General features: G+C 72.9%; 9 protein-coding genes and 1 riboswitch. Of the genes, 6 read left to right on the top strand and 3 right to left on the bottom strand.

Annotated features, from left to right (window positions below; all coding sequences use genetic code 11):
- Positions 1-112: 112 nt before the first annotated feature.
- Positions 113-634 (bottom strand): DUF6082 family protein, encoded by a 522-nt coding sequence (locus IO29_RS23875; protein ID WP_030381618.1) that lies wholly within the window; start codon positions 632-634, stop codon positions 113-115.
- A gap of 445 nt (positions 635-1,079) precedes the next feature.
- Here IO29_RS23875 and IO29_RS23870 point away from each other — a divergent pair, with 445 nt between their 5' ends.
- A complete protein-coding gene (locus tag IO29_RS23870; protein ID WP_051707881.1) occupies positions 1,080-2,246 on the top strand; it encodes a CobW family GTP-binding protein in 1,167 nt (388 codons plus the stop codon).
- A gap of 20 nt (positions 2,247-2,266) precedes the next feature.
- Here IO29_RS23870 and IO29_RS23865 read toward each other — a convergent pair whose 3' ends face one another.
- Positions 2,267-4,720, bottom strand: a complete 2,454-nt coding sequence (locus IO29_RS23865; RefSeq protein ID WP_030381616.1) for a DNA gyrase/topoisomerase IV subunit A — start codon at positions 4,718-4,720, stop codon at positions 2,267-2,269.
- A 426-nt stretch (positions 4,721-5,146) separates the two neighbouring features.
- On the opposite strand from IO29_RS23865, the gene IO29_RS23860 reads away from it, so the two are divergent.
- From IO29_RS23860 to IO29_RS23845, 4 genes are all read left to right on the top strand, one after another.
- Complete coding sequence (locus tag IO29_RS23860) at positions 5,147-6,514, top strand: M16 family metallopeptidase (protein WP_030381615.1); 1,368 nt, start codon at positions 5,147-5,149, stop codon at positions 6,512-6,514.
- Positions 6,511-7,899: a M16 family metallopeptidase gene (locus tag IO29_RS23855; protein ID WP_030381614.1), complete on the top strand. Its 1,389-nt coding sequence runs from the start codon at positions 6,511-6,513 to the stop codon at positions 7,897-7,899. The genes IO29_RS23860 and IO29_RS23855 overlap by 4 nt, the downstream gene beginning before the upstream one ends.
- A 236-nt stretch (positions 7,900-8,135) precedes the next feature.
- A riboswitch (cyclic di-AMP (ydaO/yuaA leader) is annotated at positions 8,136-8,289 on the top strand.
- Positions 8,290-8,301: 12 nt separating this feature from the next.
- Positions 8,302-9,060 carry a M23 family metallopeptidase gene (locus IO29_RS23850; RefSeq protein ID WP_030381613.1) on the top strand — a complete coding sequence of 253 codons (759 nt, stop codon included), beginning with the start codon at positions 8,302-8,304 and terminating at the stop codon, positions 9,058-9,060.
- A 239-nt stretch (positions 9,061-9,299) separates the two neighbouring features.
- On the top strand, positions 9,300-9,986 hold the full coding sequence (locus IO29_RS23845; RefSeq protein ID WP_030381612.1) for a GntR family transcriptional regulator: 687 nt from the start codon (positions 9,300-9,302) through the stop codon (positions 9,984-9,986).
- A 248-nt stretch (positions 9,987-10,234) separates the two neighbouring features.
- On the opposite strand, the gene IO29_RS23840 is transcribed toward IO29_RS23845, so the two are convergent.
- On the bottom strand, positions 10,235-10,516 hold the full coding sequence (locus tag IO29_RS23840; RefSeq protein WP_030381611.1) for an HPr family phosphocarrier protein: 282 nt from the start codon (positions 10,514-10,516) through the stop codon (positions 10,235-10,237).
- 120 nt (positions 10,517-10,636) lie between these two features.
- Between IO29_RS23840 and IO29_RS36895 the strand changes: the two genes are divergently transcribed.
- Positions 10,637-12,784 (top strand): GNAT family N-acetyltransferase (locus IO29_RS36895; protein WP_037840587.1); only part of this gene is annotated, 2,148 nt, incomplete at its 3' end.

Raw genomic sequence — 12,784 nt, 5'->3', positions numbered from 1 at the left:
CTCGCGACAGGTTTGACCCCGGCGAGCTGCGGGTAGAATAGCGCCCCACAACGCACGCGTCTCCTCGCGGACACACAGGTGGCGGCCCGGTGTTGACGAACGGCGGCCCGCGTCACTCCGACGGCGGTTCCCCCACCACCCACCACTCCTCGAGCTCCCCGTCCTCCTGGTCGGCGACCAGCGCGTCCATGTCGCGCACCAGGGCGTCCATCATCCTGCCGATCCGCGCCTCCTCCGACCACTCGGGCAGGCTGTCGCGGTGCCTGCGGGTCGCCTGCCAGTACTCCCGGAAAACCGCGTTCCGGCACATCATCCGTACGTGGCCGTAGAGTTCGGCCAGGCTCAGCGCCCCGATGCGGTGGAAATACAGCGCGTTGACGTACAGGGCGTTGGCGAACAGGTACTGGCGCTGCCGCTCGGCCGGGACCTCGTTGTCGTAGGTGTCCAGGACGGCGGCGAGCGCGGGGTCGTCCATGGCCTTGCACAGCAGGTCGAAGTGGAGCCGGTGCTGTTCGACGAGTGCCGCGCGCCGCCGTTTGCGGCCGCCCCAGTCGGTGACGGTGCGTCCGACCGCGGCCAGCCTGCCTCTGGCCGTGGACCCGAACCTCCGTATCGCCGAGGTCTGTGCGGTCATGAGCAACCCCCGATTTCAGGCGGCCGTGCGCCGGTCGTCGGGTGCGGGAGGGCTGACGGGGACCGGCGAGCGGTGGGCGACGCTTGCCGTCTTCCAGGGTGCCGACGGGTACTGATCGGCGGGGAGGCGGAAACAAGGCGCACGGAGGGAAGTGAGGGTCGCACGGACCGGCGCCAAGCGGAACGTCTGCCCTGCGCGCGCCGCGGACCAACCGCTCACCCCGGGGCGTGGAGCGGGGCTCGTATCCTGGGGCCGCAGCGCAGTTCTCGCGCGTGTTCCGGAGCCGTCCGGGCCCGCGCACCGGCACGGAAGAGGTCGCACGGTGGTCCAGAACCCGGTGGACGAGGGCCCGGTCGACCGGAGCCGGGATGATCGGAACCGGGACCGGAGTCGGGACTGGAGCCGGGACCGGAGTCCGCACCGGGGCCGGCGGCAGGTACCGGTCGTGGTCCTCGCCGGATTCCTGGGATCCGGCAAGACCACACTGCTCAACCACCTCCTGCACCACAGCGGAGGCAGCCGCATCGGCGCCGTCGTCAACGACTTCGGCGCCGTGGAGATCGATGCCATGGCCGTGGCCGGGGCGCTCGGGGACTCCACCGTCTCGCTCGGCAACGGCTGCCTGTGCTGCGCCGTCGACGCCAGTGAGCTCGACTCCTACCTGGAGCGGCTGACCCGGCCCTCGACCGGCGTCGACGTCGTCGTCATCGAGGCCAGCGGGCTCGCCGAGCCGCAGGAACTCGTCCGGATGGTGCTCGCCGCGGAGAACCCCGATGTCGTCTACGGCGGGCTCGTCGAGGTCGTCGACGCCGCCGAGTTCGACGACACCCGCGCCCGGCATCCCGAGATCGACCGGCACCTCGCCCTCGCCGACCTGGTCGTCGTCAACAAGCTGGACCGGGCCGCCGACGGGCCGCGCGTGCTGGAGACCGTGCGTTCCCTCGCCGGCGACGCCGCCGTCGTCCCGGCCTCCTACGGGCGCGTGGACCCCGAGTTCCTCTTCGACTGCCGGCCCTCCGAGGAGCGGATCGGACAGCTCTCCTTCGACGACCTCCCCAGGGAGGACGACGGCCCCGAGGAGCACGCCGCCCATCTTCACTCCGGCTACGACAGCCTGTCGTACGTCTCCGCGGTGCCGCTCGAACCGCGTCGGCTGCTGGCCTTCCTCGACAGCCGGCCCGAGGGGCTGTACCGCATCAAGGGGTACGTCGACTTCGGCGCCCACGACCGCCGCAACCGCTACGCCGTGCACGCCGTCGGGCGGTTCCTGCGGTTCACGCCGGAGCCCTGGCCGCGGGCCGGGACGGAGACGGAGGACGGGGCCGGGGAGCGGGCGACCCAGCTGGTCCTGATCGGCTCCGGCATCGACGCGCCCGCGCTGCTGGAGGAGCTCCGGGCGTGCGAGGACGGCTCCGAGCACGTCGACGAGCACGCCCTGTGGGGCGTCCTGCGCTACGTACGGGACCCGGAGGACGGCGCGGACGTACAGGAGCCGGAGGACGCCCCCGAGGTACGGGACCCGGAGGACGCCCCCGAGGTACGGGACCCGGAGGACGCCCCCGACGTACGGGACCCGGAGGACGCCCCGGGTCCCGAACAGCCCCTCCCTTAGGGGGGTCTGCCGCGGCCGGCCTAGGCCGGTCCCGCCACCACCGCCACCGTCTTCGCCAGGGACACCCCCGAGCCGTCGCGGCGCGGGTCGATGTCCGGCAGCTCGGCCGGCGCGCCGTTCTTCTGCGCCGCCCGCGCCGGGACCGGACCCGCCCAGGCGAAGGACAGGCAGTCCTCGCCCTTCAGGAACCGCTGGCAGCGCACGCCGCCCGTGGCCCGCCCCTTGCGCGGGTACTGGTCGAACGGCGTGACCTTCGCCGTCGTCTGCACGGAGTCGTCCAGCGTGCCGCGCGAGCCGGCGACCGTGAAGACCACGGCGTCGGCGGCCGGGTCCACCGCCGTGAACAAGATGACCTTGGCGCCCTGCGTCAGCTTGACGCCCGCCATGCCGCCGGCCGGGCGGCCCTGCGGACGCACCTGGGAGGCCTGGTAGCGCAGCAACTGGGCGTCGTCCGTGATGAAGACCAGATCCTCCTCGCCCGTGCGCAGTTCGGCTCCGCCGACGATCCGGTCGCCCTCCCTGAGGGTGATGACCTCCAGCTCCTCCTTGTTGGCCGGGTAGTCGGGCACCACGCGCTTGACGACGCCCTGGGCCGTACCGAGCGCGAGGCCGGGGGAGGACTCGTCGAGCGTCGTCAGGCACACCACCGTCTCGTCCGCCTCCAGGGAGACGAATTCCGCCAGCGGAGCGCCGCCCGAGAGGTTGGGCGTGCCGGTCTGCTCGGGCAGTTGCGGCAGGTCGACCACGTTGACGCGCAGCAGCCGGCCGGCCGAGGTCACCACGCCCACCTCGCCGCGGGCCGTCGCCGGGACCGCGGAGACGATCAGGTCGTGCTTGACGCGCCGGCCCTTGCCGTCGTCCTCGAACGGGTTGCCGTCCGCCGTGCGCGCCAGCAGCCCCGTCGAGGACAGCAGCACCCGGCACGGGTCGTCCGCCACCTGAAGCGGCACGGCGGCCGGGGCACCCGAGGACTCCAGCAGGACCGTCCGCCGGTCGGTGCCGAACTTCTTGGCGACGACGGCCAGTTCCGCGGAGACCAGCTTGCGCAGTTCCGCGTCCGACTCCAGGATCCGGGTCAGCTCCGCGATCTCGGCGTTGAGCCGTTCCTTCTCCGACTCCAGCTCGATCCGGTCGTACTTGGTCAGCCGGCGCAGCGGCGTGTCCAGGATGTACTGCGTCTGCACGTCCGACAGCGAGAAGCGCTCGATCAGCCGCTCCTTGGCCTGCGCGGAGTTCTCGCTGGAGCGGATCAGGCGGATCACCTCGTCGATGTCCACCAGAGCCGTGAGCAGACCCTCGACCAGGTGAAGGCGGTCGCGCCGCTTGCCGCGCCGGAACTCGCTGCGCCGCCGCACCACGTCGAACCGGTGGTCGAGGTAGACCTCGAGCAGCTCCTTCAGGCCCAGTGTCAGCGGCTGGCCGTCGACGAGGGCCACGTTGTTGATGCCGAAGGACTCCTCCATGGCGGTCAGCTTGTAGAGCTGCTCCAGGACGGCCTCCGGCACGAAGCCGTTCTTGATCTCGATGACCAGGCGCAGGCCGTGCGCGCGGTCGGTGAGGTCCTTGACGTCGGCGATGCCCTGGATCTTCTTGGCGCCGACCAGGTCCTTGATCTTCGAGATGACCTTCTCCGGGCCGACCGCGAACGGCAGTTCGGTGACGACGAGGCCCTTGCGGCGGGCCGTCACCGTCTCGATCTCCACCGTGGCGCGGATCTTGAACGTGCCGCGGCCCGACGCGTAGGCGTCCCGGACGCCGGACAGTCCGACGATCCGGCCACCGGTCGGCAGGTCCGGGCCCGGGACGTGCTTCATCAGCGCGTCCAGGTCCGCGTTCGGGTACCGGATCAGATGGCGGGCAGCGGCGATCACCTCGCGCAGGTTGTGCGGCGGCATGTTCGTCGCCATGCCGACGGCGATTCCGGACGCGCCGTTGACCAGCAGGTTCGGGAAGGCGGCGGGGAGCGCCACCGGTTCCTGCTCCTGGCCGTCGTAGTTCGGCCCGAAGTCGACGGTGTCCTCCTCGATGGACTCCGTCATCAGGCTCGTCGCCTCGGCCATGCGGCACTCGGTGTACCGCATGGCGGCCGGCGGGTCGTCGTTGCCCAACGAACCGAAGTTGCCGTGGCCGTCGACCAGGGGGACGCGCATCGAGAAGGGCTGCGCCATGCGGACCAGGGCGTCGTAGATCGACGCGTCGCCGTGCGGGTGCAGCTTGCCCATGACCTCGCCGACGACGCGGGCGCACTTGACGTAGCCGCGGTCGGGGCGCAGGCCCATCTCGTTCATCTGGTAGACGATGCGGCGGTGCACCGGCTTGAGGCCGTCCCGGGCGTCGGGGAGGGCGCGGGAGTAGATGACCGAGTACGCGTACTCGAGGAAGGAGCCCTGCATCTCGTCGACGACGTCGATGTCGAGGATCCGCTCCTCGTACGAGTCGTCGGGCGGCGGGGTCTTGGTGCTGCGGCGGGCCATCGCTGCCGGCTCCTTGTGTGGGCGTGGGCGGGTTCTGTGCGGACCATTGTGGACCGGGGGACCGACAACGTGTCGCGGGACCCGGCCCGGAGGGCCCCGGGCCCCTCTCGGCCCGGGGGCGCCCCCGCGGTCCGCAGGGGTGTTTCGCCCCCGCCGCCCCTGTCCTTCCCGTCCCTGGAGGCTGCGCCCCCGGACCCCCTGGGCGTGTTGTCGGCCGGCCGCCGGCGGGGGCCTGCCGCGCCCGCGCGGCGGAGCCGCACATGACACAGCCCCGCACCCCGCACGGGGCGCCGCGATCGCTCGCGCCCGCGCGGCCGAGCCGCGTATCGGCACAGCCCCGCGCCCCTTTGGGCGGCGCATACAGTGGCAGGATTGGCAGGAACTCCGCGGTTGGTCACAACCGCATCCGTGAGTGAAGGGACGTACATGCCCATGGGTCACACGGCCACAGCCGAGGCAGGCTCCGGCGGCCTGACAGCGAGTGAGCACCGCCTGGCCAACGGTCTGCGCGTGGTGCTCTCCGAGGACCACCTGACCCCGGTCGCGGCGGTGTGCCTCTGGTACGACGTCGGCTCGCGCCACGAGGTCAAGGGGCGTACCGGTCTGGCTCACCTCTTCGAGCACCTGATGTTCCAGGGCTCCGGCCAGGTGAAGGGCAACGGCCACTTCGAACTGGTGCAGGGCGCCGGCGGCTCCCTCAACGGCACCACCAGCTTCGAGCGCACCAACTACTTCGAGACCATGCCCGCCCACCAGCTGGAGCTCGCCCTCTGGCTGGAGGCCGACCGCATGGGCTCGCTGCTGGCCGCCCTGGACGAGGAGTCCATGGAGAACCAGCGGGACGTCGTCAAGAACGAGCGCCGCCAGCGCTACGACAACGTCCCCTACGGCACCGCGTTCGAGAAGCTGACCGCGCTCGCCTACCCCGAGGGCCACCCCTACCACCACACCCCGATCGGCTCGATGGCCGACCTGGACGCGGCCACCCTGGAGGACGCCCGCGCGTTCTTCCGGACCTACTACGCGCCGAACAACGCCGTCCTGTCGATCGTCGGCGACATCGACCCGGAGCAGACGCTCGCCTGGGTCGAGAAGTACTTCGGCTCCATCGCCTCGCACGACGGCAAGCCCGCCCCGCGCGACGGCTCGCTGCCCGACGTCCTCGGGGAGCAGCTCCGCGAGGTCGTCGAGGAGGAGGTCCCCGCGCGCGCGTTGATGGCCGCCTACCGGCTCCCGGAGGACGGCACGCGCGCGTGCGACGCGGCCGACCTGGCGCTCACCGTGCTCGGCGGCGGCGAGTCCTCCCGGCTGTTCAACCGTCTGGTGCGCCGCGACCGCACCGCCGTCGCCGCCGGCTTCGGCCTGCTCCGGCTCGCCGGCGCCCCCTCGCTGGGCTGGCTGGACGTGAAGACCTCCGGTGACGTCGAGGTGCCCGTCATCGAGGCGGCCGTCGACGAGGAGCTCGCCCGGTTCGCCGAGGAGGGCCCCACCGCCGAGGAGATGGAGCGCGCCCAGGCGCAGCTGGAGCGCGAGTGGCTCGACCGGCTCGGCACGGTCGCCGGCCGTGCCGACGAACTGTGCCGGTACGCCGTCCTGTTCGGCGACCCGCAGCTCGCCCTGACGGCCGTCACGCGCGTCCTGGAGGTCACCCCCGAGGAGGTCCGGGACATCGCCCGGGCCCGGCTGCGGCCCGACAACCGGGCCGTGCTCGTCTACGAGCCGATCGCGCCCGAGGAGCCCGAGGCCGCCGAAGCCGCCGAAGTCACCGACGAGAACGAGGAGTCGGCGAAGTGACCGAGCTCGCGACCATGGAGTTCCACCCGCGGCCCCGGGCCGGCGAGGCGAAGCCCTGGGCGTTCCCCGCCCCCGAACGCGGCACCCTGGACAACGGCCTGACGCTGCTGCGCTGCCACCGCCCCGGCCAGCAGGTCGTCGCCGTCGAGGTGCTCCTCGACGCGCCCCTGGAGGCCGAACCGCAGGCCCAGGAGGGCGTCGCCACCATCATGGCGCGCGCCTTCTCCGAGGGCACCGACAAGCACTCCGCGGAGGAGTTCGCCGCCGAGCTGGAGCGCTGCGGCGCCACCCTCGACGCGCACGCCGACCACCCCGGTGTACGGCTCTCCCTTGAGGTGCCCGTCTCGCGGCTCGCCAAGGCGCTCGGCCTGCTCGCCGACGCGCTGCGCGCCCCCGCGTTCGACGACGGCGAGATCGAGCGCCTGGTGCGCAACCGGCTCGACGAGATCCCGCACGAGACCGCCAACCCGGCCCGCCGCGCCGCCAAGGAGCTCTCCCGGCAGCTCTTCCCGGCCGACTCCCGCATGTCCCGGCCCCGTCAGGGCAGCGAGGAGAGCGTCGAGGCCATCGACTCGGCGGCCGTACGCGCGTTCTACGAGCGGCACGTACGGCCCGCCACCACCACCGCGGTGGTCGTCGGCGACCTCACCGGCGTCGACCTGGACGCGCTCCTCGCCGACACGCTCGGCGCGTGGACCGGCGCGCCCGGGCAGCCGCGCCCGGTGCCGCCGGTGACCGCCGACGACACCGGACGCGTGATCGTCGTGCACCGCCCCGGAGCCGTCCAGACGCAGCTCCTCATCGGCCGCGTCGGCGCCGACCGGCACGACCGCGTGTGGCCCGCCCAGGTGCTCGGCACGTACTGCCTCGGCGGCACCCTCACCTCGCGGCTCGACCGCGTGCTGCGCGAGGAGAAGGGCTACACCTACGGTGTGCGCGCGTTCGGCCAGGTGCTGCGCTCCGCGCCCGACGGCAGCGGCGCCGCGATGCTCGCCATCAGCGGCTCCGTCGACACCCCGAACACCGGCCCCGCCCTCGACGACCTGTGGAAGGTGCTGCGCACCCTCGCCGCCGAGGGGCTGACCGACGCCGAGCGCGATGTCGCCGTGCAGAACCTGGTGGGCGTCGCCCCGCTGAAGTTCGAGACCGCGGCCGCCGTCGCCGGCTCGCTCGCCGACCAGGTCGAGCAGCATCTGCCGGACGACTACCAGGCGACGCTGTATCAGCAGCTCGCCGCCACCGGCACGGTGGAGGCGACGGCCGCCGTCGTCAACGCCTTCCCGGTGGACCGTCTGGTGACGGTCCTCGTGGGCGACGCCGAGCAGATCGCGGAGCCCGTACGCGCCCTGGGGATCGGCGAAGTCACCGTGGTGGCCGCCGAGTAGCACGGGCGGCGTACGGCAGCGTGGACGAGGCCCTGGTGACGCCGGACGTCACCAGGGCCTTCCGCGTCCCCGGTTCGGCCCGCCGGCGGCGCTTGTTTGTCCGTATTGCCACAGAGGGTGGCGCTTCCGCTGTGTGGGATACGCAACAAAACCGTTACCTCGTTTGCCCGTTGAAACGGCGCCCGCTTAGCGTCTTCCCGGCTGTCCGTCAGGCAGCGCGCCGCATCCGCGGCAGCGGACAGTCATCGCCGAGTCCCCGTACGGCGTGAGCCAGGGGAGCCGGGGACCCACGTCCCTGGGGTGAATCGGACGCCCCCCACAGGGTGTCCGTAGGAGACCTTCCTGCTCCGAACCCGTCAGCTAACCCGGTAGGCGAGAAGGAAGGAAAGGACGACCCTCTTCATGGCGTTCACCCGCGCCCCCGGGAAGCACCGCCGTGCCGAGCGCACGAAGCGTACGACGACCGGCGCCGTGGGCGTCGCGGCGCTCGCCACCACCGGCGTCGTCGGCACCCTGGCCGCCCCCGCGTTCGCCGCGGAGCCCGCCGCCTCTGTCGACCAGACCGGGCTCCTGCGGGCCGCCGGCATCGGCGAGAGCGTCGCCGCGCGGATCGACGCCCAGGCCCTCGCCCAGGAGAAGGCGGCCGCGCGCAGGGCCGCCGAGGAGGCCGCGCGCAAGGAGGCCGCCGCGCAGGCGAAGCGGGCCCGCGACGCCAAGGAGCGCGCCGCCCGTGAGTCCGACCGCAAGCGGCTCAACGCCTTCGTCGCGCCGATCTCGGGCTCCTACGTCTCCACCGGCTACCAGGCCAGCAGCTCCCTGTGGTCCTCCGGCAGCCACACCGGCATCGACTTCCACGCCGCCACCGGCACCTCCGTGCACGCCGTCGGCTCCGGCACGGTCGTGGAGACCGGCTGGGGCGGGGCCTACGGCAACCAGATCGTCATCAAGATGACCGACGGCACCTACACCCAGTACGGCCACCTGTCGTCCATCGGCGTCACGGTGGGCCAGCAGGTCACCCCCGGGCAGCAGATCGCCCTGTCCGGCGCGACCGGCAACGTCACAGGCCCGCATCTGCACTTCGAGGCCCGTACGAGCCCGGAGTACGGCTCCGACATCGACCCGGTGGCGTACCTGCGCGCCCACGGCGTCAACGTCTGACGCACCCGCGTCGGCGTACCCGCGCACCGACCGACGTTCCCCCGACCCGTCGTCGACGGCCCCGGCTCCCGAAGCCGGGGCCGTTCTCGTTCCGTGCGGTCATTTCGTCCCGGCCGTTGTCCAAAAAAGAACCATGAATTCCGGCCCGCCGTCGGAAATCCCTCTCCGCTGCAATAGAGTCGGTCGGGCAATGCGCCGGCCGACGGCGCTTCGCACGGAAATCGAGGCGGAGGTCGGACATGCGTATTCCGGCGCACTCGGTATGCGCGGCGATCCGTGAGGACATCGTCGCCGGCGTCCACCCACGCGGCAGCCGGCTCACCGAGGAGGTCCTCGCCCGCCGCTACGGCGTCTCCCGCGTCCCCGTGCGCGAGGCGCTGCGCACGCTGGAGGCCGAGGGCTTCGTCGTCACCCGTCGGCACGCGGGCGCGTGCGTGGCCGAGCCCACCGGGCAGGAGGCCGCCGACCTGCTGGAGATGCACGTCCTGCTGGAACCGCTCGGCGCCGCCCGGGCCGCCCAGCGGCGCACCGAGGCCCATCTGAAGGTGCTGCGCGGCCTGGTCAGGCTCGGCCGGGAGCGGGCCGGCCAGGGCAGCAGCGACGAACTGCGCTCCCTGGACGGCTGGTTCCACGACACGCTCGCGCAGGCCGCCGGGAGCCCGGCGCTGAGCACCACGCTGGCCCAGCTGCGGCACAAGATCGCATGGATGTACGTCGCCGGCACGCCGGCCGACCCCGTGGCGGACTGGGCGGAGCACGGCGGCATCGTCGACGCGATCGCCCGCGGCGACGACGCCCGCGCCCACACCCTCGCCGCACAGCACACCGAACGGACGACCACCACCCACCGCCTGCGCCCCGCCACCACGAACACGGATGTGAGCGCTCCGCAACAAGCCGTAAACATCGCTGGCCCACGGAATTAACAGGGCTGCCGTATACAAAGGAGAGTGAATACGCGGAAGCGGCCCTCTTGGTCCTCGCGCCTCTTTGCGCTGCTCGTATTCATGTGCGCCCGCGCCGGAGTTGTATTTTCGTCCGCGCCTGGTTTCCTGTGCGCCGCGCCCGTGAATTGAACGGTGCTGGAAAAGAAAGAGAGCCGCGCCGTCCCGAAGGGGCGACGCGGCTCCGCCGTACCGCGAGGATCCGCCGGCGCGGACCGGTCCCGGACGGCTCAGACCGTCTCCGGCAGTTCCTCCAGGCCGTCGGCGACCAGCTTGGCCAGGCGGTCGAGGGCCGCGTCCGCGCCCTCGGCGTCGGAGGCGAGGACGACCTCCTCGCCGCCCTGGACGCCCAGGCCGAGTACGGCCAGCATCGAGCCGGCGTTGACGGGCGCGCTGCCCGCCTTGGCGATCGTCACGGGGACGCCGGAGGCCGTGGCCGCCCGGACGAAGATGGAGGCGGGGCGGGCGTGGAGGCCCTCGGCCCAGCCGATGTTGACGCGGCGCTCAGCCATGGTGATGCTGCCCTTCAGGTGTGCCAGGTTGTCTAGACCAGTGTTCCACAACGCCGCTCCCGGGTGTGCGGTCGGTTCCGGCGGACGCCGGTGTCGGACCCGCGCCGTACGCTGGGCCCCATGCAGATCCCGTCGGACCGGCACGAGTACCCCGCCCACTGGGAGGCCGACGTGGTGCTGCGCGACGGCGGCACCGCGCGGATCCGGCCCATCACGGCCGACGACGCCGAGCGCCTCGTCAGCTTCTACGAACAGGTGTCCGACGAGTCGAAGTACTACCGCTTCTTCGCGCCGTACCCGCGGCTGTCCGCCAAGGACGTCCACCGCTTCACGCACCACGACTTCGTGGACCGGGTGGGGCTCGCGGCCACGGTCGGCGGCGAGTTCATCGCCACCGTACGGTACGACCGCATCGACGCCGACGGCCTGCCCGCCACCGGCCCGGCCGACGAGGCCGAGGTCGCCTTCCTCGTGCAGGACGCGCACCAGGGGAGGGGCGTCGCCTCCGCGCTCCTGGAACACGTCGCGGCCGTCGCCCGCGAGCGCGGCATCCGCCGCTTCGCCGCCGAGGTACTGCCCGCCAACACCAAGATGATCAAGGTGTTCACGGACGCTGGATACACCCAGAAGCGCAGCTTCGAGGACGGCGTCGTCCGACTGGAGTTCGACCTGGAGCCGACGGACCGCTCGCTGGCCGTGCAGCGAGCCCGGGAACAGCGCGCCGAGGCACGCTCCGTGCACCGGCTGCTCGCCCCCGGCTCGGTCGCTGTCGTCGGCGTCGGCCGGGCACCCGGCGGAGTGGGCCGCAGCGTGCTCGGCAACCTCAGGGACGCCGGGTTCACCGGCCGGCTGCACGCGGTCAACAAGGCGTTCGCCGATGACCTCGAGGACATCGACGGAGTGCCCGCGCACCGCTCCGTGCGCGAGATCGACGGCCCGGTCGACCTCGCCGTCGTCGCCGTCTCCGCCGAACGGGTCCCCGAGGTGGTCGCCGAGTGCGGGGAGCACGGCGTGCAGGGCCTCGTCGTCCTCTCCGCCGGGTACGCCGAGAGCGGCGCGGAGGGTCGCGAACGCCAGCGCGCGCTGGTGCGCCAGGCGCGGACGTACGGCATGCGCATCGTCGGGCCGAACGCCTTCGGGATCGTCAACACCGCGCCCGCGGTCCGGCTCAACGCCTCCCTCGCGCCCGAGATGCCGCGCCCCGGCCGGATCGGCATGTTCGCCCAGTCCGGCGCCATCGGCATCGCCCTGCTCGCCCGGCTGCACCGGCGCGGCGGCGGGGTCACCGGGGCCACCGGGGTGACGGACGTGTCCGGCGGGAAGGCCGAGCAGGGCGCGGAGGGTGCGGAGGGTGCGTCTGGGGTTACCGGAGTCACCGGCGTCACTGGCGTTACGGGTGTTGCCGGCGTTACGGGTGTTTCGACGTTTGTCTCCGCCGGCAACCGCGCGGACGTCTCCGGCAACGATGTGCTCCAGTACTGGTACGACGACCCGGACACCGACGTCGCCCTCATGTACCTGGAGACCATCGGCAACCCCCGCAAGTTCACCCGGCTCGCCCGCCGCACCGCCGCGGTCAAGCCCCTGGTCGTCGTCCAGGGCGCCCGGCACGGCGGCACCCCGACGGGGCACGCCGTACGGGGCACCCGGCTGCCGCACGCCACCGTCTCCGCGCTGCTGCGGCAGGCCGGGGTCATCCGGGTCGACACCATCACCGAACTGGTCGACGCGGGCCTGCTGCTCGCCCGGCAGCCGCTCCCGGCCGGGCCCCGGGTGGCCATCCTCGGCAACTCCGAGTCACTGGGGCTGCTGACGTACGACGCGTGCCTGGCCGAGGGGCTGCGCCCGCTGCCGCCGCTGGACCTGACGACGGGCGCGAGCGCGGACGACTTCCACGTCGCGCTGACCCGCGCGCTGGCCGACCCCGCGTGCGACGCCGTGGTCGTCACGGCGATCCCGGCGGTGGGAGAGCGCGCGGCGGCGGACGCCGCGCTGGCCGAGGCGCTGCGCTCCGCGGCGACCGAGGCCCCCGCGAAGCCGGTCCTGGTGGTCCACGTGGAACTCGGCGGTCTGGCGGAGGCCCTGTCGGCGGCGGCGAGCACGGGCCCGCAGCCCCCCGGCCCCCCGGCCCCGCCGCAGCCGCCGGACCGCACGCCCACCCCCACGACGGGCCCGACCGGCAGCCGCATGCCCACCCCCGCACCGCAGCCCCCCACCCCCGCGCCACAGGAACCCGCCCCCACGCACCCCACCACCCCCCGCCTCATC

This window comes from Streptomyces sp. NRRL F-6676 (genome assembly GCF_000725625.1).
Classification (GTDB): domain Bacteria; phylum Actinomycetota; class Actinomycetes; order Streptomycetales; family Streptomycetaceae; genus Streptomyces.
This window is presented reverse-complemented; position numbering and strand designations above follow the sequence as displayed.